This is a genomic window from Ruegeria sp. AG7, from assembly GCF_056541545.1.
Genome location: NZ_JBQFYP010000023.1, coordinates 16,100 through 35,392 on the forward strand (window position 1 = coordinate 16,100; position 19,293 = coordinate 35,392).

Below are 19,293 nucleotides of genomic sequence, written 5' to 3' on the forward strand. Positions count from 1 at the left end.
CCGGTTAAAATGCGTAGGCAAGCGACAGCAGGGTCGCGAAGCCTTCCGTCGTGTTTCGGTTGTCAAATTCCTTCCCCATGCGCAAGGCGATCTGAGCGCCTGGAAGATCTTTGGGTTTCCAGACACCTTCAGCTCCGATTAGGTTGATCTCATATTTTGAGGGATTGCCTCCGGGTGTACCGCTTTGCTTTGAAACTTGGAATGATCGTGCCGCCAAAAGCCCCAGACTGAAGCCCCGGGCGACTTCTTTTCCAAAAGCAAACTCCAATGACAGGACGTCACCTGGGCGAATATCGGTGGTTTTCTGGCGTCCGAACGTTTCGTAACGTGCCTGAAACGTTGCCGCCCAAGGCAGGCTTGCGTCCTGCTGCCATGTTGATCCTACGAACAGCATGTGGCTCCAAAGGCCCTTGCCGGTGTTGGTGCTTCCACCCGCTTCAAATTCTCCGGTTGGGGCCCAAAAGGTGTAGGATGTTTGAAAGTGCCAGGTATTGTGATGCCACCCCAACGCGATTGGTGTGACAACTGTGTCTCCCAGATGGTAGTCTGTCCCCGACCCGGGTTCAGGCCGCAATATCTGATCTCGGTAAGTCAGGACAACGCCTGCCGCATAATCGGCCCCGAGTATCCTGACGTCACGAAAAACATATCTGAAGGTCAACCGGGCCGCGTTGACTGTGGGCGTTGGTGCACCGATGTCATCTCCGTTGTCATCGACATAACGTTGGATATCGTAGTTGATCCACCCATTTTCGATTACCCTAGTTCCCTGAGGAGGCAGTACAGCAGAGGTTTGTCCCAACCCGCCACCCAACCCGTAGCTTCCCGCAATTGGAAACTGAGCCGCCGCTGTGCCGCCGATTATCGAAGCTGCAATGAATGTCAGAGCGCCGAGAACCGCTGAAACCTGTGTCGAAACAGGGAAAAATGCACGTGCTGAATTTGAAGATAGGAGAACTTGCCAAAACCGCTTCATAATGGAACACCTCGCCTCCTTTGTAAGGCGATCATAATCAAATTTGTTTATTTGTTAATAGGCCGTGACTTGCTCCCCACGGTCGTTAACTGTTTTCGTTAGAAACAGTTGAGTGGCCCCGACGGCAGCCCCGACCATTTGACGACCGCAAATGCAATCAATGTTCCTGGATGTTTTGCATGGTTTTAATTCCCTTGCTTGCCGTTGACGCCGCGCACGCGTTTTGTTGTATAATTAAACAAGCAGATTGATGCGGTTGACCTGTTTACGCGAAAAAACCGAGCCAAGGAGCGGCCCCGTTCGCACCCATCAAAATCCCTCTCGATTTGGACCGATTGAATGACAGTCGCGAAATCACAGTATAAAGCGCCACGACGAGCAGCAACATTGGTAATGGCCGTGATCGGTGCAAGCTTATTCCTGCTCTTCCTTTCTCGGGACCTTCCCGGCGGGTTGAGTGACGAGTGGGCGAAGCAGAACTTCGGGCTGGTGACACGCTACGTGATTGCGATGACGTTGGGTGGGGCGTTCATGGGGTTTCTGCTTGCTCCGATGTTTGGTCGTTCAGGCGTTGGGGGATGGGTGACAGCATTGGTTGGCGGACTTTTGTCAACATTGATTGCAGGCGCATTCGGCAGCTTTCTTGGATTATTGCCCGACCTGCTTGCCGATGGCTGGCAGGCAAGTGATTTCGTTTCAATATTATTTGGGTTTGCGGTTTTGCCACTTGCTGCGGCCGAAAATTTCAGTTCGTCTTTGATTTGGCTGGTAATGGTGATTGCGGCACATATTCTTTCCCTCTTCGAGCGCAGAAAGAACACGGTGCACCGTTGATGCTTGTTGGCCTTAAAAGCTCAACACTAAAGCGTTTCGGGATTAGCCTGAGGTATGCTCGGCAGCCTTGAAGTGACCCGCTCCGGGTTTTCCTGAGGCTCCAAATCAAGGAAAGATCGGAGCATTAAAAAGACAACAGAGCGAACCGCTATTCACCTGAGACACGTACTCGGGTCGTGCGGATAGTGCTCGACGATCACGTCAGCTACGAAAGCGAAGCAGCGGCGATCTGGACGAATTCTGTTTTTTGTCCCGCCCCAAGTGCTCGCCTACAGGCGTCTGATGGTTCGGAATGTGGAGTATTCGATTTGGCCCTGAATTCAGATTGTGCAGGCGGTACCGAATCCTTTTGACCTCGCAGATCATGTCGACCTACATCCGTCGCGAATATGATGTGTCCCAATTCCAGGGCTGCGAAAGGGTCGCATTATCAAACCTTGGGATCAAACATCTGGGTCAAAACGAAAAAAGAGGCACCTCCATAATGTAGGGTGCCTCTGAAGTTCGGTCGTATTGACCGCGACTATAGTCCATCCCGATGGCGGAATTGTCCATCCATAATCGTTGCTTGAACCTTGGTCGTCAGCAGCTCTTCGGGATTATCCAATTCCAGAATGTTTCGGTCCAGAATCACGATATCGGCCAATTTCCCCACCTCTAGGGAGCCCAGTTTGTCTTCCATTCTCAATTGCCAGGCAGGATTGATTGTTACGGCCTCAATCGCCTGCATCAGGTCCAGCGGGGCAGCTCCATTTGGGAACTTCTTAGAGTTCGCGGGGTCCAGGGGGTTCTTGAACGTAACCGCAGTATAGATCTGATAGAGCATACTGTTGGTCGACATCGGCGCGGATGGGTAATCTCCTGCAAGGCTGACGCTGACCCCGGCATCGGCCAGTGGCCTGTATTGAGAAACACGCTCGTTCGTGCGCGTGTCACCCAACATGCTGAGAAAGTCCTGATCCTGCCCAGCCCAATCTACCGAAAAAATCGGGGTGATGTTTACCGGAATGCTGTTGTCGATCATGCGTTGCTGGTCATCAGGATGAACGATCTGATAGTGATGCAGCGCATTGCGCTCGTCCGCGTTGCCGGAGTCGCGCGACGCAAGGATCGCGTCAATCATCCCACGCACAGTGCCCGACCCTTCAACATGGGCAAAAACATCTAGACCTTGGTCGTTTGCGGCCTTGACGACCTCTTTCATCTGATCCGGTTTCACCGCCGAGATGCCTATATTGTCTGTTCCCTCGAACGGCTCAAGCATCAGAACCGCGCCGGCACTCCATGTCCCTTCGGGGTGTAACTTGATGCCATGTACGCGAAACAAGTCACCGTTGTACTTGTCGGCCATTGCACGTGCCCGCGCCGCAAATTCAACCGGATCGGCTGTCGCGTCCTTGTAGGCCGGTTGAACAAACGTTCGCACTGGCAAATCACCGTCGGCGAGCGCTTTTTCAAGCACCTTCATGGAAATCTCCAAATCATCGAACATGCCAGGTGCGTTTGTGAAATTCGGAGTGACAACACCAGGAATCAGTACTGTTGTTGTGCCGCCTGCGACCACTTGTGGCTGAAGTTTTTCGCGGCTTTCCTCGATCATTCGCTCGGGATCCCAAGCGACCTTCGTATAGACAGGGAACCACGAACCTTCCTTCCCGACGCCCAATGGGTTTCCGTCGTCATCCCTGATCCAGTAAGTAACCCCTGGCACCGGGTCCGGCGTATCTTTGGTGATGTTTCCTGCTTCGAGCGCCTTGGTGTTCAGCCAGGCATCGTGAATGGTGAAGTCGATGATAATCGCGATCTTGTCGGGGATGATTTCATCCAACTCAGCGGCAGTCGGCGCCCCCCCCATAAGGGTTGCATTGTATCCTTGGCCGACAACGATCGGCAGATCCGGGTTTTCCGCCACGTAGTCCCGCAGCATCTGCAGTGTTTCTTCTTTGTCTTTTGCCGCATTCAGATCGACGCCTAGTGTCGACCAAGCGGAGCCAAGAACATGGTCGTGGGCGCTGACATAGCCGGGGAGCACCATCTTGCCGGTCAGATCAAGGACTTCGGTGTTCTCGCCAGTCAAGCTTTCCACGCCATTCACGTCGCCAACATACACGATCTGATTGCCTCGTACGGCAACGGCTTGCGCCTCGGGATTTTCATTGTCCATTGTCAGGACGAAAGCATTTTTCAAAACCAGGTCTGCGGCATCCTGAGCATGAGCAAGGCTGGCACATAACGCCAGTACACTGGCAGAAATAAACTTCATCTGTTGTCTCCCCTGTTAGTCGTTCCATCATATATGAATAATATCAATTTGCCATCGATAATGCGGAACTGCGCCACCCTTACTGAACTGGTCCACCGTTATGTTTAGGAGGCTCTGCTGCGAAGTTTCCGGGCGGCCCTCTCGACCATGTTCTTCGACGCTGCTACCATCGGCCTGTATGAACCCGATACAAGTTGGTGCTAGGGAGTGTGAAAGCATTGACCGAAATTCAACCAGATGAGGAAGCGGTCACTGCACAACTCAATCGCATTCTTTCCTCTTCGGATTTCACCGCCGGGCCACGGGTTCAAAGGTTCCTGACCCACCTTGTGAAGGAAGAACTCGCCGGACGTGGAGATCTCCTTAAGGGCACTGCACTGGCAATGGATGTTTTCGGTCGCGACGCCAGTTTCGACCCTAACAGCGATCCCGTCGTCCGGCTCGAAGCGATCAAGTTGCGAAAGGCACTCGAACACTATTACCTGACCTCGGGCGCCGGAGACCAGTTGGTGGTATCGGTGCCAAAGGGGCACTATCGGCCTTGCTTCGAAACGCGACCTCCAGTTCGGGCCAAGGTAATAAGGACCCCGCAGACGGAGTTGCCCAAGCTGGCTATCCTGGGTTTTACCGGAGAAGATGGAGAAAAGGCGCGATTGTACCGAGACGGACTTCCCGAGGAGATCGCACTTGAGCTGGCGCGCTTTGGCCATCTACGCGTGATTTCCGGTTGGCATGAGAGCGTGATCGCATCTGACAACAACAATTCGGCCCTTGCAGGAGGGGTCGACTACATATTGCGTGGCAACGTTCGCGAGGCCGGTGGGAACCTTCGCATTTTAGTCCAGTTGAGCCGGCTTCCTGATGAGACCTTGATCTGGTCAGACCGGTTTCGGATCGAGTCCAACTATGCCGATGTATTCGGACTTCAGGAGGACATCGCGTGCCAATGTGCGAGACGGTTGGCTGATGCCTACGGTATCGTCGCCGAAGATCTGAACGCGCAATATACCGGCCGCAGTGCTACGGATGCAGGCGTCTATGAAGCGCTTCTGGCGTTTCATGCACACGTAGGTACATCACGACTTGATAGCCTGAAGGAGTTTCAGGAGCTCGCAGAAGGCGCCCTCCGGCACAACCCATCGAGCGGTCTCGCCCATGCTTTGGTTGCGATAGCATTGATCGAAGCAGCGACACTCGGCGCAACCCCGATCGAAGATGTGATCAAGCCGGGAAGAATCCACGCTGAGAAGGCCATCGCTCTGGCTCCCAATTGCCAGGAGGCGCTTTTTGCCTCAGCAGCCTTTACCCAAGCACAGGGGGACACTGCACGGTACCGAAATCTAATCTCGCGTGCCGTCGATGCTAACCCAAACGCGACGCTGATGATGGCATTGGTCGGTGGCTGGCTCGCCAAGTCGGGTGACATCGAAGACGGCCTTGCGCTTGTGCGAGAAGCGCGCGAACGCAACCCGTTGCTGCCAATCTGGGTGTCCATATCGCTCGCGATGGAACCATTGATCGCGGGAGATTATTGCTCAGCCTCCGACCTTGTCCGTGACATCGACGCGCGCGATGCGATCTACGACTGGTTACTGATCGCGGTCACGCATGCGCTGGCCGGGGAATTCGAAAGTGCCCGCGCCGCGATCGCGACATTCACAGAACGCGGCGTCGATCCCACAGACTATGCAGCGAAAATTATGATGGACGATCGGCTACGTGCGCGAATTGACGAGGGACTGAAGAGGCTTGAGGCGAGCCGATTCGTCGAGGTGCGAGGCGAGTAGATAGGTTTCATTGCAAAGTTTTAGGTCGGTCAAATAGATTTGCGATCGCTATGGGTTCAGATTGCCAACTCGTCGGATTGACGAAACGGGCAGAGTCGAGGGGATCTGTTGCTAAGTTTTGACTGCTGACGCTCATAAGTGCTTCGAGTGAATGGATATCAAAATATTGAAGTCGAAAGTCTGTTTATCATCTCCTTCAAAGGCGCGCAGTATCCGAATGATGTGATTCTCTTCGCAGTGTTCTTGAGTTACCCCCTAAGTTTACCCGGTAGTCGATGACGGCAGACAGTTTTCTGAACCGAGTAAAACTGGGCAATGGATCGGAATTACAGAGATGGGCTCGGGCTCTCGAAACCCCTACCAGTCACAAAAAGGCGTTGTCGCTCTTGCCAAAAGACTTGCGATCCTGATGCTCGGCATCTGGACACACGAAAATACTTTTAAAATGAAGGAGGCATAATCAGAGTAACGGGGATTAAGGCCATCAATTTAATGCTCAAAGACTTTGTCTGCACGATCCCGATTGAGATGGTGAGGCGGAAATACTTGAACAATATCGTGGAACAGGAACATCGTTTCATCAAGAGACGCACGCGGCCAATGCTGGGGTTCAAGGCCTTCGCTTCAGCGGCGGCAACGCTCGACGGAATTGAAGTGTCGTACATGATCCGCAAGGGCCAACTCAAGCCTTGACTCTGTCCATTTCAGCAGTTCGCTGAGCTCGCCGTCTGACTCACAGGCGATTGCTGATACAACTCAACGGGCTCACATCTTTGCAACAAATCCCCTACAAGTGGTCTGTGCGAAAAGGTTTCGACCACGTCAGAAGCGCACTAAAAAGGCGCGACGGAGACCAACACGCACTTCGAACTGATCGGCGGACCCATTACGAACGATGGGTGAGCCGGCAGCCGCGTCTTGAAACCTTTCGTATTTGGCACCAACTTCCAGCCACCAAGTATCGGCGAACCTGTGGGTGACGACGAGTTCCAACCCTGCACTGACCAACCCTCCAGCTGGGTCGTAGGCGGGGTATTGACTGCGTATGGCTTCGTCCGGCGTAATTCCGAAATAAGTCTGATTATATTTGTCTGTACCGAACAGCAGTCGCGGCCCGAAGCGCACTGTCATTCGATCCATCGGGCGCGCTATGTAATTGGCTTCGATTGCGGCGACGAAACTGTCGTGCCCGCCCAGCCCATACCGAAGATCTGCAAAAACTTCGGCGTTCCGCGAAACATATCCGACCCCTGCGCCGATTTCGATGGATAGACCGACATCTTCCAGGCCAGTCAGCTCTGGGTAGTCGGAAGAGTCCCGTGGCGGAACATATCGCGCTGATAGCCTGGGAATGAACCCGGGAGGAAATACCAATGGATCTTCCGTCAGGACCGGATCGCCATACCGAAGAAACTGAGAAAACAGAAACGGAACTTCGACACTTCCCATTGGATAAAGCTGCTGACTATTCGCTCCGAAATACTCCGGAACAACCTGTGCGCCCAGAACACCTGTGACGATCATCGACGTCTGTCGCCCGCCATCCTCCACTGTGACGCGTTCGCCGGGACCTATCACGGTAACTTCTGCGAATGACTGAATGGGAGTAGATATCAGAGCTACTGCCAGTACTAGACCAACACCTGCTCTGATCGGCGACCGTTTTGTGTCAGCAACTGGAAAAAAACGATTTGCAGCTTCGACTAGAATACATAGTACTTTCAATTCTGGATTAACCGAGCGCGAACGATAGGGAATGTTTGGCTGTGAAGGGTCTGCAGGTATTGTCCGATTCATGCACGCGCCTCCGTTTTGTTGCCCCAATTGGGCCCACTGTCCGAGTAAGAAGCCCTGGACGTTATTCTTTGCCTCAAACGAATTCTAATGGAACAATATAAGAGGTACTTCGGATGAAGGCCTTTCAAAGCAACGTCGTACGAGACCAACCGAGCGCCCAAAGCCTATCAGACCATGTTGGTTTGACAAGACCGGCGATCGTGTTCGCCGGATCGGCGTAGGGCTTGTACGAACATACCTTTAACAGGCGGTTACGCACTGAAGAGGTGCGACAGCCCACACTGGCTGCGAAAACCGTCCTGGACGTTGCCGGTCTGTGACTGGTGTCAGTGCAATGGCTAGCGCTGCTGTGGGGTTTGTCGCTCTTCCGGCGGCGCTCTGTCTTGATATGATTAGTGTCGCGCTGTATCGCGCCATCTGGGCCGCTTTTCTGATCGCGGGAAACTATTTCTGCAACTGGTTCGGCCACGAAGGAAGCCAGAACACACATTTTCAGATGCTGAACTGGGGTATAGCCAATTCAGTTGGTCTGATCCGTCAGGCGATCCACTTTGCCTGACGTAAATCAAGTTGTACTACTCCACGCAGTTTCTTTGGGCAAAGTCAGAGCCATCAGGCAACCGATCCGCATACGGAACCAATTTGCTCAATCGCGGCGGCGTCTTGAACCTCGGTTCTACAGCACCTTCGCGCAGATACTTTCTGACAGTGTTGCGAGACAGCCCCGTGCGCCGTTAATTATCGCGGATTGGCATTTTGTCACGCAATGCCCAGCGTCGTATGACACTCAAAAAATTCCATGCCGATCACTTCAAGTCTCCCCAAACAAAATCCTCGGAGCAATGTGTTCACAAGGGTCAATTCTCAGTGAAAGTTATCAGGCCTACCGGGTCACTTTTCAGTGGAAATCAACAATCATGTGAGGCCGGAGAAATGAGTGCTGGCTAAATGATCTCAGGCGCAAAGAAAACTCTTTATGAAGGGACCTGTCCACAAATGGCGATGCAATGGGGATAAACCACTGACCTGTTGACGGATTCTTCTAATATTCACCACAAGTGTTGGCGAAACATCAACGGAAGGATATTGGAAGAGCAGATTGATGTCACATCAGGACTGCAAAATATGACGACGCTGAATTCAGATAGCAGAAAACGGCTGGAAAGACGCTCTCTCAGCGTGGCCATGTGGGGAAACCTTTTCATGGCCGCCGCGGGGGTGCTGGCTGGTATGTTGTCGAATTCAAACGCGATCATGATGGACGGACTGTTCTCCCTGGTCGGGTTCGGCTCGGCGCTGCTTGGGCGTCGGATCAGTCGTCATATCGATGCGGGTCCGGACAAGGTCCGCCCTTTCGGCTACGCCGCTGACGAGGCTATTTTTGCGACATTTCGCTCACTGTCTCTTCTCGGCTTGGTCTTGTTCGCAATAACGAATGCGATCAAGAATATCTACAACTACCTCAACGGCATAATGCCTGAGCCGTTGAACTTTGCGCCGATGATCATCTACTTCGCCGGGATTGGCCTCACATGCACCTTCATGTGGGGCTTCCATCATTTCACCTGGCGCCGAATGGGAAAGAACAGCTCGATCCTGCGGCTCGAGTCCAAGGCTGCGATGTTCGACGGGCTGATTACGGCGGCGGCAGGTGTAGGGCTGGGTGCCGTCTACTTGTTCCGCGACGGTCCGCTGGCACCAGTTGCGCCGGTGGGCGACTCGGTAATCGTCCTAGTACTGTGCTTGTTGGCGGTCGGAACCTACGTCACAGATTTTCGCAGAGGATTGGGTGAATTGGCGGGCGTCAGCGCAAGCCCCGGAGACATCGCTGCAGCCCGACGGGCTTTGCGTGCTGCTATTGTTCAGGATGGAGGATCACTACAGGATCTGTCCGTCACCAAACTTGGGCGAACATTCCTGATTACAGTCTATTACAATCCCGGCCGGCCGATTTCTGCGTCTGTTATCGACGACCTGAACCTGCGCATGATCCGTGATACGCGCGAAGCACTGTCCGGCGCAGATGTGCTGCTCGTGATCACGGAACACTCAAGGCGCTGGCCGGATTCACTGAACCCTCTTTAACTAGGGTCAGGATGCATTGATTTTCGCTTCGTTGCGTGATTCACGACTCGAAAACGGAGCGGTGATATGAGCGACCTTTTCTGGCGGACTGACGAGCAGATGGCCAGACTTTCCCCTTTCTTCCCGCGGTCGCATGGCAAGCCGCGGGTCGATGGCAAGAGGGTGCTGAGCGGGATTATCTTCATCAATCGCAATGGGTTGCGGTGGCGTGACGCACCCAGAGAATACAGGCCGCACAAGACGCTTTATAGCCGGTGGAAGCGTTGGAGTGAGAAAGGTATCTTCGCTCGGATGATGGCCGGCCTGGCAGCCGAACACGGCGAGGAAAAGACTGTGATGATCCCCTCTCATCGAAACTGCGTTTCGACTGCCGGGCAGTGGACGCGACCTCTCTCAAAGCCCACCGTACCGCGACCAGCATGGCCGCGAAAAAGGGGGGGCGTGGCCGCCTGATTCACTGCCCGGCAGGCGCATCCGAAGGATGCTGCCGAGAGGGGCCGAACCAAGGGCGGCATGAATACCAAGCTGCATGCCATTTGCGATAGCAAAGGTCGCCCGCTCAACCTGTTCGTTACCGCCGGGCAGGTCAGCGACTACATCGGTGCTCGGGCTCTGCTCAGCAGCATACCAAATGCGGACTGGCTGCTCGGTGATCGTGGCTATGACGCCGACTGGTTCCGAGACGCCTTGAAAGACAAAGGGATACGCGCCTGCATCCCTGGTCGAAAGCAGCGCAAGGCGCCGGTCAAATACGACAAGCGCAGATACAAGCGGCGAAACCGCATCGAGATCATGTTTGGCAGGCTCAAGGATTGGAGGCGCGTGGCAACACGCTATGATCGTTGTCCCAAGGTCTTCCTATCCGCCATCGCGCTCGCGGCTCTAGTCATCTACTGGTTATGAATCCTGACCCTAGCCCTGTCGCCTGTCTGCAAGGTGCTCGATCGAAAGAGTCCCGATTTGCGCGAAGGTGCCAAATGACCTGAAGCATTGGATAACGGGTCGCCGCGCGGGGTTGGGCGCTCAGTCATCTGTTCCCGTTTCGGAAGCGTGGATTTGATAAGTAGGCGCTTTTTTGGGCAGGCTCTGAACAGAAGGTTCGGTGGGAAGAGTGGAGCGGAGTGCCCGCGATAGATCGATTTGCGCCGGGCGAACCGCCAAGGTGTGCAAGGTCAGGTCACACGTGCGCGTTGATCCTCGATCCCCATTGAGATCAGCGAAGGTTCTTCGCGTTGGCTGGTCTGAAAGCTTGCTTTGTCCTGCATCTTGTCCCAATTGCTCAGGATCAAACATTGCGCGACGGCTCCGCCCAGTGTGGTTCCCGGTCCGGTGACGATGAACATGTCGGGTGCGAACTCTTTCGCGGCCTGTGATACGGCCTTTGTGAAATCATAGGTTTCGGTCACCTGATGACCCAAGGTGTAGTCCCAAAGCGCGTCCAGATCACAGGCTCCGGGCCACCAGATCTGACCACGGCCATCTATCATGGGCAAATTGGGTTGCCGGAACAGATCTGCGGCAAGGCGGGCGCGACCGGCTTCGGCAACTGGGCGTTGCAGATGTGAATGAAACCCTGCGTGATTGGCCAGCCGCATCGGAAATCGTTCCTGCACCACAGGCACCTTGTTTTCAAAGGCGGACAACCCAGCTTCATCCCCGGCCACAACCAGCATCCCGCCCAGATCAATTGACAGCGTGAGGGTCGCGCCGGTGCCGTCGATCTCAGCGACCAAAGCCAGCAGTTCGGCCTTGCGTGCCGGGTTCGGCTGCCAGTCGGCATCCATGAAAGGATAGATCAACTGGCCGCCAATCAGGCTCTGCTGCATGAGTGTTCCCATGGTGTTGACCACCTCGAACCCTGCCTCGGCAGTCAAGGCGCCCCCGCAGGCCAGGGCTGAATACCAGCCCATCGAGTTTCCGGTCACAGCCACCACGTCGATCTTCTCCGGATCGATGGCACGAAAATCGCCCAGCGTGGCGGCATAGATCAAGGCCGAGGCATTGTCTCCGCGCGTGTGCTTTGCCACGGAGTACCGTGTTGCGCCGTCCAGTTCGCTTAGGGTTTCCTGACCCTGTGCGCGCCGCATGCCATCGAAATGTGCCAGCAGGGCCTTGTCGGTAAAATGCCGACCCAGAACACCCAATTCGGGTTTGTTATAGGTTCCGCGCCCCGGACAGATGACAACAGCGGTTTGTTTCGCAGACCTCATTTGCCCGTCTCCATAAGGGATCTTGCTGCGGCCTCGATGCTGTCTTTCGATGGCATGGTCGCGGCATAGGCCGGGCCGGTGGCGATAAAGCTGTCTTCGGCGGTAATACGAGCCATCGGCACATCAGTGGTTTCGTGGAAATGGGCCATCAGGGCTTCGGCCACGCCGCCGTGATGCCGGGTTTCATCGACGATCAATATCCGCTTGGCGCCGCTTACGGCCCGGGTCAGCGCGTCTTTGGGAAGCGGCGACAACCAGCGCATGTCAATTATCCGGGTTTTTGTCCCGTCGGCCTCCAGCGATTTGCGCGCCTGATGGCTGAGGTAGACGCCATTGCCAAAGGTAACGATGGCCAGATCGTCGCCATCTCCATCCACGCCGACCTCGCCGAAACCGATCCTTTCGGATGGGTCGGGGTAAGTGTGCATCCAGCCTGCGTCCCCGGCTTCGTGCAGGTCCCGCATCGGGTAGAGCGCGATGGGTTCCAGAAACACGACCAACCGCTGTTCTTCCCGGGCCAGCCGCACGCATTCACGCAGCATTCGTGCAGCGTCGGCGCCGTTCGATGGGCAGGCCAGGATCAGCCCCGGAATATCGCGCAAAACCGCGACCGAGTTGTCATTGTGGAAATGCCCGCCAAAGCCCTTTTGATACCCCAGCCCGGCGATGCGAACGACCATCGGGTTGGTGTACTGACCGTTCGAGAAGAAGGGCAGGGTGGCCGCTTCACCGCGCAACTGGTCTTCGGCGTTGTGAAGATAGGCCAGGAACTGGATTTCCGGCATGGGCGTAAACCCGTTTTGGGCCATCCCGATGGCGAGGCCCAGAATCGACTGTTCGTCTAGCAGCGTGTCGATCATCCGGTCGGGTCCGAAACGGGCCTGAAGCTTTTGCGTCACGCCATAGACACCGCCTTTGCGCCCGACATCTTCGCCCATCATCACGATCTCGCCGTGTACAAGCATCAGGTCGCTCAGGGCCCAGTTGATCAGGCGCGACATGATCTGGGGTTCAGCATGTGCTTTGAGGTCGCCGCCGAATACTTCAGCCCGATGTTCAGCTGACGGGCCATTGGTCGGGGCACAGGGGCGTGCGGGCGGGATCAGGCTGGCCATCACGTCACCTGCGGTTTTCAGGCGAGGGCGGGTGATCGCCTTGTCGGCGACGCGCGCTACGCGGTCGCAGGTGTCGGTGTATACCTTCAACGCGTCATCCGGTTGCATCGAACCGGATTGTTCAAGCAGACGGACGGAGTGCAGCAGGGGGTCGTTCGACTCTTCAGCTTCGACCTCGGATTTCGGCAAATACGTGGTGGGCATATCTGCTCCGGCGTGGCCATACAGGCGCATCGTGCGGATGTGCAGAAATGCGGGTTTCTTACGGCTGCGGACATAGGCGGCGGCTTCTTGTGCTATACGGTAGGTTTCGAAAATATCGAGCCCGTCGCACGAGAAATACTTCAGTCCCGGTCGATGAGAGAATGTCGCGGCGATCCAGCCTTGTGGTGTCTTGGTCGAAATTCCGATCCCGTTGTCCTCGCAGCAAAACAGCAGCGGCAGGGGAACCGACTGGTAAGACGTCCACTGTGCAGTGTTGAATGCGCCTTGCGCGGTGGAATGGTTGGCCGAGGCATCACCAAAGGAACAATAGACGATGGCGTCGTCCGCCATTTCTGCATGTTCTGGTTTGTGACGGCGGGCTGCCCCGATTGCATAAGCCGCGCCGACTGCTTTGGGCAGGTGGCTGGCAATGGTCGAGGTCTGCGGCGGGATGCAAAGCGCTTTTGACCCCAACACCTTGTGCCGCCCACCGCTGATCGGATCATCAGAGGATGAAGCGAAGGACAACAGAATATCCCATGTCGGGCTCTGCCCCGGCACCTGATCGGACCGGGCGATCTGAAACGCGGCGTCGCGGTAGTGCAGAAAAGCGGGGTCTGTCGGGCGCAGGGCTGCCGCCACGGCGGCCATCCCTTCGTGACCAGAGGAGCCAATGGTATAAAACCCCTGACCGGCTTTCTGCATTGCCCGGCTTTGGCGGTCCAAAGCGCGGCTGAGACATTGCGCGCGATATAGCCCGACCGCTTCAGACGCTGTCAGTGGGCCAGACGGCGTCGCGCCATCGGGAAAATCCCGTGCCGCAACCCGGCGCAGGAAGTTGTCATGCACAATGGTTGCGCGATCCATCTTTGTCGTCCTCAGGCGAAGGCTTGCAGGCCCGTTTGCGCGCGACCCAGGATCAGGGCGTGAACATCATGAGTGCCTTCATATGTGTTCACGGTTTCAAGATTCACCATGTGGCGGATCACGTGGAAATCCTGGCTGATGCCATTGCCACCGTGCATGTCACGTGCGTGGCGTGCGACCTCAAGTGCCTTGCCGCAATTGTTTCGCTTGATCAGACTGATCATTTCTGGCGCTGCGCGGGCTTCGTCCATCAGGCGACCCACGCGCAGAGCGGCCTGAAGGCCCAAGGCGATTTCCGTCTGCATGTTCGCAAGCTTCAGCTGGAACAGCTGCGTTTGCGCTAAAGGGCGACCGAATTGTTTTCGGTCCAGACCATATTGCCGTGCGGCGTGCCAGCAGGCCTCAGCTGCGCCCATAGATCCCCAGGCGATACCGTATCGTGCACGGTTTAGGCAGCCAAACGGCCCTTTCAGACCTTCGACACCCGGCAACAGAGCATCTTCCCCGACCTCGACATTGTTCATCACGATCTCACCTGTGATCGAGGCACGCAGCGACAGTTTGCCTTCGATCTTCGGGGCTGAAAGACCGGGTGTGCCTTTTTCAAGTACGAAACCCTTGATCTTGCCGTCATGCGCGTCTGATTTGGCCCAGACAACAAACACGTCAGCAATGGGCGCGTTCGAAATCCACATCTTTGAGCCGTTGAGGACATAACCCCCTTCGGTCTTTTTCGCGACGGTTTTCATGCCGCCGGGGTCCGAACCTGCATCGGGCTCGGTCAGGCCAAAACAGCCAATAGACTCACCGCTGGCCAGTTTCGGAAGATATTTCCGGCGCTGTTCATCCGTTCCGTAGGCATAGATCGGGTACATGACGAGGCTGGACTGCACCGACATCATCGAGCGGTAACCGCTGTCGACGCGTTCCACTTCGCGTGCGACCAGACCGTAAGTGACATAGCTGGCACCGATGCCGCCGAATTCTTCGGGGATAGTCGTGCCCAGAAGGCCCATTTGCCCCATCTCGCGAAAAATCTCGGGGTCTGTTTCTTCATTGGCAAAAGCCTGAGTTACACGGGGCAGCAGTTTGTCCTGCGCGTAGGCGTTGGCCGCATCGCGCACCATGCGTTCATCCTCGGCCAACTGGTCTTCCAGCAGAAAAGGGTCATCCCAAGTGAAAGGGCCAAGCTGGGGGCGGGATTGTGGTTTCATGAGAGTTTCCTTTCTACAGCGGCTTTGAGACGTGCAAGCCCCGCTGCAATTGTATCTTGGGCATAAGCAAAGCTCAGGCGAAAATGTCCGGGCAACCCGAATGCGCGACCGGGAACCAGAGCGACACCAGCATCTTCCAACAACCAGGTGCAGAAGTCAGCGTCATTTTTGAAAGGCCCACCCAGATCCTCAAGCAGTCCGGCGCAGGAAGGGAAGGCGTAAAACGCCCCGTCGGGTGCCGCGCAGCGCAAACCCGGAACCGCGTTCAACCCTGCAACCACCAGATCACGGCGTTCGGCAAATACGGCGCGGCGTTCTTCCAACAGGCCCGCGCTGCCGGTCAGCGCCGCAAGCGAGGCCCATTGTGCAATCGAACAGGCACCCGAGGTAACCTGCCCCTGAACGGCCACCATCGCCTTGATCAGCTCGACCGGCCCGATCCCCCAGCCTATGCGCCATCCGGTCATGGACCATGCTTTGGCGACACCATCGACGATCAACAGACGGTCGGCAAGGTCAGGGGCCGCCTCGGCCACTGATACAAACGGAGTAAAGCTGAGATGGCGATAAATCTCGTCCGCAAGAACCCAAACCTGTGGATGCCGGGACAGAACAGATGCGAGGGCGGCAATTTCATCCTGCGTGTAGATTGCCCCCGACGGGTTCGACGGCGTGTTGAGCATCAGCCAGCGTGCGCGCGGTGTAATGGCGGCCTCTAACTGTTCCGGCAGAAGCTTGAATCCCTGATCCATCTGGCAAGGCAGAATGACGGGCGTTCCACCCGCCATCCGCACTATGTCAGAATAGCTGGTCCAGTAGGGCGCGGGCATGATGACCTCGTCGCCGGGGTTCAGGCTGGCCAGCATGGCATTGGCAATCACCTGTTTGGCACCGGTCGACACAATGACCTGAGCAACTTCGGCTTTGGCCTGCCGGGCAACTTCGGTGCGCAAATCTGGCACCCCGGCCGTAGGCGGGTACTTCGTCTTGCCGTCCAGCGCTGCCGCGTGGGCTGCTTCGACCACATGGGGCGGGGTGGGCAGGTCAGGCTCACCGGTCGACAATGCCAGAACATCGCGCCCTTCCGAACGCAAGCGTGCGGCGGCCTCGGAAATCTGCACGATTTCGGACAATTCGATACCGTTTAGTCGGTTTGCGCGATGGAACACTGTTAATCTTCCTCTGGAGATGACTGAGGTTCTATCTGCAAAGTAACTTGATAAAAATACGCTGTTTTGTATCGTTTCAGTGACTAAAACTCATGAGTGATATGCCCAGAATCAATTCCCTGCCGTCTTTTGCCCTCATGCGCAGTTTCGAGGCTGCTGCACGCCACGAAAGCTATACCATGGCGGCAGAAGAGCTTGGTGTGACGCAGGGCGCGGTTAGCCGTCAGGTTCGTGAACTTGAGGTTGCGCTGGGGGTGACGCTTTTTCGCCGGGTCGGACGTGCGGTTCGCTTGTCGAAAGCGGGTCGCGCTTTGTTTGAAGAACTTGCAGGCGACCTTGAGCGGCTGAACGGTACGATCAATCGTGCGATCGCGGCCGGTGACGGTGCGTCGTTGCTGACCTTGGCGGTCCTGCCCACCTTTGCGACACGGTGGCTGGTGCCCAGACTGCCGGATTTCAAGCACCTGCATCCGGGGATCGAACTGGATCTGCATTCCTACACGACGCCGTTCAGCCTGGAAGAGCGGCGCATGGACCTTGCCATTCACTTTGGGCACGAAGACTGGCCCGGTGCGCGGCTACGCAAGCTGTTCCCGGAAAAACTTGTTGTAGCGGCTGCGCCTGTGTTGTTGGGCGACCAACGGACTTTCGAGGAACAGCATGTGTTCGATCTGCCGCTGTTGCATCTGACCTCGCGGCCCGGGCTGTGGTCCGAGTATCATGCCAGCCATAGACTTGAGGCCAGAACGGTTTTTCCAGGGATGCGCTTTGATCAGTTCTCGATGCTGATCGAAGGCGCAGTTGCCGGGCTTGGGGCTGCGATTTTGCCGTCCTACCTGATCGAGGCCGAGTTGGCGTCGGGCGCGCTGGTCCAGATCGGGCAACTGGCGAATACCTCGGGCAGCGCATATTTCATTGCAACGCCAACCGGGCAGAGGAACGAAGCCGTACAAGCGTTTGCGGACTGGATCATCCGGCAAACGAAAAGGCATCTGTAAGGGTGCTTCAGGGACAGAAGGGTTACAGCATCCGGATGCCCTGCATGGTCTGGATGATTGCCAAATCCTGCTCGTAAAGCTCTGTAAATGCGTCAACGATGTCTGCGTTCCAGCCGGGCAGATCAAGTTCTTCTTCGACCTCATCGGGCCGGGCATAGTCTTCCATAACCCGCGCAAGGTTTTCGCGTTGAGCGTCCTTGTCGAGGCCGACGCCGCCCCGCACGATGTCCAGAACATGCCGTTGACCGGTTTCAGTCAGAAGCGACGACAGCAACGCATACTCATCCTCCAGAGGAGCGTCACCGGGCAGGCCCGCTATTGCGCGCATGATATCCCCCAGAATCAGTGGCAAGTGTTCATTCTTCCACAAAGTGAGCTGCACCTGAGGCGCAAGATCGCGCAGATCTTCGATCATGCTCAACCAGCTCAGGCAGCTCAGATCGGTGCTGGTCAGAATCTCCTGCCGGTGATCTTCATGGATCGACATCAGGACCTTGGGTATGAAAATCCCAGGGTTCACCAGACCGACGAATAATTCAACTTGAGCATCATCCAGCAAGGTTTGCACATAGGCTGTCCGCTGCCCGGCAAAAGGGTAAATCTGTCCATGTTGCAGGGCAGAGCGTGTTGGGCCAAAGAACTTGTCGTTCGAGAGGATGACACGATCAACATTTGGATCATCTGGAAGAAGGGCGTGCAGCCCGTCCTGCGTTTTTGAATCAGTCAAATCCTGAGCAAGAGCATCAGATAGAACCTTGACAAACTGACGCCCGCCGCGTGGCCCCAAGATCGCAGCACGGCAATCCACCAAGGCCTGCTTGTTTGCCGAAAGCGAGGACAGCACTTGCCCTTCATCGGCAAAGGCGGCCCCGGCATGGATTACTACCTGCATCTTTAGTCCTTTTACCCTCAGGGGCTGTGTCCATCCCATTCTATGTCTTTGCGTCGCATGAAAATCTGCAACGAACCAACCCCGCGGTTTCTGCACTTTCTCAGGAAAACGGGCAATCCCCAAGTGCGAGTTAAAAATGAGGGTTGCAGTCCTCTGTCGGACGAAGTAATCGACTGCCAGTGCCCCTATAGCTCAGCTGGTAGAGCAACTGATTTGTAATCAGTAGGTCCGCGGTTCGAGTCCGTGTGGGGGCACCACTTTACATGATAAGATTATGTAATATAATGTTTTTCAGAGCGGTACCTTGTGTATCCCCTGATTTATCCCCTGTTTTTCTGTTGATGGATATGAGCCCAGATTTTCTCGCCATCGATTCCCTTGATACGCATTCTTCTAATAAGATTGATGATAGTAAATGTTGGTGTTTTTTAGAGTTAGGGCTGTGAAAATGTCCCAACTTAAACGGGCAAACCGACCCAGGTTTTATACCTTTTGACGATGCTAGGCTCCGAAGGCAGCTCTCATGAGTACTCTACGCGATCACCAGCTCGCAGTCCGGTCCGGGTCTGTGCAGCCAGAAACTGGCGACACTATGGTCGTTGCCATCCCATTCTCCTAATTGGACGAATACATCGTCGTGCAAAGGTAGTCTCCTTTTAGCGAATTTAGAGAGCTTCAAAAGATCAGTCTGGGGAAACTTGCTGCATCGCTGTAAGTGCAATGCTGCGCCCGCGAATACCTCTCACACTCACGTTCGCTGCGCCTGCACAAGTCCGGTTTGTCCTGTGTGGATGGCGTCTGCTTTGCAAGGACAAAATGCTCTGATTGCGCGGCTGGTCAGTACAGTCCTGTGTCCGGCCTTTGATTGCGGCATTTGCTTGA

Annotated in this window: 13 protein-coding genes, 1 tRNA gene and 2 pseudogenes; 8 read left to right on the plus strand and 8 right to left on the minus strand. The window is 55.7% G+C overall.

Going from position 1 to position 19,293, the window contains the following annotated elements; all coding sequences use genetic code 11:
* Positions 1-4: 4 nt before the first annotated feature.
* Positions 5-976, minus strand: a complete 972-nt coding sequence (locus tag ACR0BF_RS18840; RefSeq protein ID WP_480555903.1) for a SphA family protein — start codon at positions 974-976, stop codon at positions 5-7.
* Between the two features lie 339 nt (positions 977-1,315).
* Here ACR0BF_RS18840 and ACR0BF_RS18845 point away from each other — a divergent pair, with 339 nt between their 5' ends.
* Positions 1,316-1,810, plus strand: coding sequence for a hypothetical protein (locus ACR0BF_RS18845; protein WP_480607152.1), 495 nt, complete (start codon positions 1,316-1,318; stop codon positions 1,808-1,810).
* Positions 1,811-2,333: 523 nt separating this feature from the next.
* Here ACR0BF_RS18845 and ACR0BF_RS18850 read toward each other — a convergent pair.
* Positions 2,334-4,073, minus strand: coding sequence for an amidohydrolase (locus ACR0BF_RS18850; RefSeq protein WP_480623740.1), 1,740 nt, complete (start codon positions 4,071-4,073; stop codon positions 2,334-2,336).
* Positions 4,074-4,291: 218 nt separating this feature from the next.
* On the opposite strand from ACR0BF_RS18850, the gene ACR0BF_RS18855 reads away from it, so the two are divergent.
* Entirely contained in the window at positions 4,292-5,860 is a 1,569-nt protein-coding gene (locus ACR0BF_RS18855; protein ID WP_480625543.1) for a hypothetical protein, read from the plus strand.
* A 471-nt stretch (positions 5,861-6,331) separates the two neighbouring features.
* A pseudogene (locus ACR0BF_RS18860) lies at positions 6,332-6,553 on the plus strand (DDE-type integrase/transposase/recombinase); the annotation flags it as partial.
* 129 nt (positions 6,554-6,682) lie between these two features.
* Here the strand turns inward: ACR0BF_RS18860 and ACR0BF_RS18865 are convergent.
* A complete protein-coding gene (locus ACR0BF_RS18865) occupies positions 6,683-7,438 on the minus strand; it encodes a MipA/OmpV family protein (RefSeq protein WP_480521017.1) in 756 nt (251 codons plus the stop codon).
* Between the two features lie 553 nt (positions 7,439-7,991).
* On the opposite strand from ACR0BF_RS18865, the gene ACR0BF_RS18870 reads away from it, so the two are divergent.
* The 3 genes and pseudogenes from ACR0BF_RS18870 to ACR0BF_RS18880 all read left to right on the plus strand — a co-directional run bounded on the left by ACR0BF_RS18870 (position 7,992) and on the right by ACR0BF_RS18880 (position 10,645).
* On the plus strand, positions 7,992-8,216 hold the full coding sequence (locus ACR0BF_RS18870; protein ID WP_480625544.1) for a hypothetical protein: 225 nt from the start codon (positions 7,992-7,994) through the stop codon (positions 8,214-8,216).
* A 527-nt stretch (positions 8,217-8,743) separates the two neighbouring features.
* Complete coding sequence (locus ACR0BF_RS18875) at positions 8,744-9,742, plus strand: cation efflux transmembrane domain-containing protein (RefSeq protein ID WP_480625545.1); 999 nt, start codon at positions 8,744-8,746, stop codon at positions 9,740-9,742.
* 66 nt (positions 9,743-9,808) lie between these two features.
* A pseudogene (locus ACR0BF_RS18880) lies at positions 9,809-10,645 on the plus strand (IS5 family transposase).
* 269 nt (positions 10,646-10,914) lie between these two features.
* Here the strand turns inward: ACR0BF_RS18880 and ACR0BF_RS18885 are convergent.
* From ACR0BF_RS18885 to ACR0BF_RS18900, 4 genes are read right to left on the minus strand one after another with little or no spacing between them, the layout of a single operon-like run.
* Positions 10,915-11,952 (minus strand): ACP S-malonyltransferase, encoded by a 1,038-nt coding sequence (locus tag ACR0BF_RS18885; RefSeq protein ID WP_480625546.1) that lies wholly within the window; start codon positions 11,950-11,952, stop codon positions 10,915-10,917.
* Positions 11,949-14,138 carry a dehydrogenase E1 component subunit alpha/beta gene (locus tag ACR0BF_RS18890; RefSeq protein ID WP_480625547.1) on the minus strand — a complete coding sequence of 730 codons (2,190 nt, stop codon included), beginning with the start codon at positions 14,136-14,138 and terminating at the stop codon, positions 11,949-11,951. The genes ACR0BF_RS18885 and ACR0BF_RS18890 overlap by 4 nt, the downstream gene beginning before the upstream one ends.
* An 11-nt stretch (positions 14,139-14,149) precedes the next feature.
* Positions 14,150-15,352, minus strand: a complete 1,203-nt coding sequence (locus ACR0BF_RS18895; protein ID WP_480521025.1) for an acyl-CoA dehydrogenase — start codon at positions 15,350-15,352, stop codon at positions 14,150-14,152.
* Positions 15,349-16,521 (minus strand): pyridoxal phosphate-dependent aminotransferase, encoded by a 1,173-nt coding sequence (locus ACR0BF_RS18900; RefSeq protein WP_480625548.1) that lies wholly within the window; start codon positions 16,519-16,521, stop codon positions 15,349-15,351. The genes ACR0BF_RS18895 and ACR0BF_RS18900 overlap by 4 nt, the downstream gene beginning before the upstream one ends.
* 92 nt (positions 16,522-16,613) lie before the next feature.
* Between ACR0BF_RS18900 and ACR0BF_RS18905 the strand changes: the two genes are divergently transcribed.
* A complete protein-coding gene (locus ACR0BF_RS18905) occupies positions 16,614-17,519 on the plus strand; it encodes a LysR family transcriptional regulator (protein ID WP_480625549.1) in 906 nt (301 codons plus the stop codon).
* A gap of 22 nt (positions 17,520-17,541) precedes the next feature.
* Here the strand turns inward: ACR0BF_RS18905 and ACR0BF_RS18910 are convergent, their stop codons facing one another.
* Complete coding sequence (locus tag ACR0BF_RS18910; RefSeq protein ID WP_480625550.1) at positions 17,542-18,411, minus strand: hypothetical protein; 870 nt, start codon at positions 18,409-18,411, stop codon at positions 17,542-17,544.
* 181 nt (positions 18,412-18,592) lie between these two features.
* Between ACR0BF_RS18910 and ACR0BF_RS18915 the strand changes: the two genes are divergently transcribed.
* Positions 18,593-18,668, plus strand: a tRNA-Thr gene (locus tag ACR0BF_RS18915).
* The last annotated feature ends 625 nt before the right edge of the window (positions 18,669-19,293 follow it).

Bases quoted from the DNA above. Each gene is read 5' to 3' on its own strand.
- ACR0BF_RS18840 (WP_480555903.1), bottom strand. From the start codon at position 976: ATGAAGCGGTTTTGGCAAGTTCTCCTATCTTCAAATTCAGCACGTGCA.
- ACR0BF_RS18885 (WP_480625546.1), bottom strand. From the start codon at position 11,952: ATGAGGTCTGCGAAACAAACCGCTGTTGTCATCTGTCCGGGGCGCGGA.
- ACR0BF_RS18870 (WP_480625544.1), top strand. From the start codon at position 7,992: ATGGCTAGCGCTGCTGTGGGGTTTGTCGCTCTTCCGGCGGCGCTCTGT.
- ACR0BF_RS18850 (WP_480623740.1), bottom strand. From the start codon at position 4,073: ATGAAGTTTATTTCTGCCAGTGTACTGGCGTTATGTGCCAGCCTTGCT.
- ACR0BF_RS18910 (WP_480625550.1), bottom strand. From the start codon at position 18,411: ATGCAGGTAGTAATCCATGCCGGGGCCGCCTTTGCCGATGAAGGGCAA.
- ACR0BF_RS18845 (WP_480607152.1), top strand. From the start codon at position 1,316: ATGACAGTCGCGAAATCACAGTATAAAGCGCCACGACGAGCAGCAACA.
- ACR0BF_RS18905 (WP_480625549.1), top strand. From the start codon at position 16,614: ATGAGTGATATGCCCAGAATCAATTCCCTGCCGTCTTTTGCCCTCATG.
- ACR0BF_RS18890 (WP_480625547.1), bottom strand. From the start codon at position 14,138: ATGGATCGCGCAACCATTGTGCATGACAACTTCCTGCGCCGGGTTGCG.
- ACR0BF_RS18895 (WP_480521025.1), bottom strand. From the start codon at position 15,352: ATGAAACCACAATCCCGCCCCCAGCTTGGCCCTTTCACTTGGGATGAC.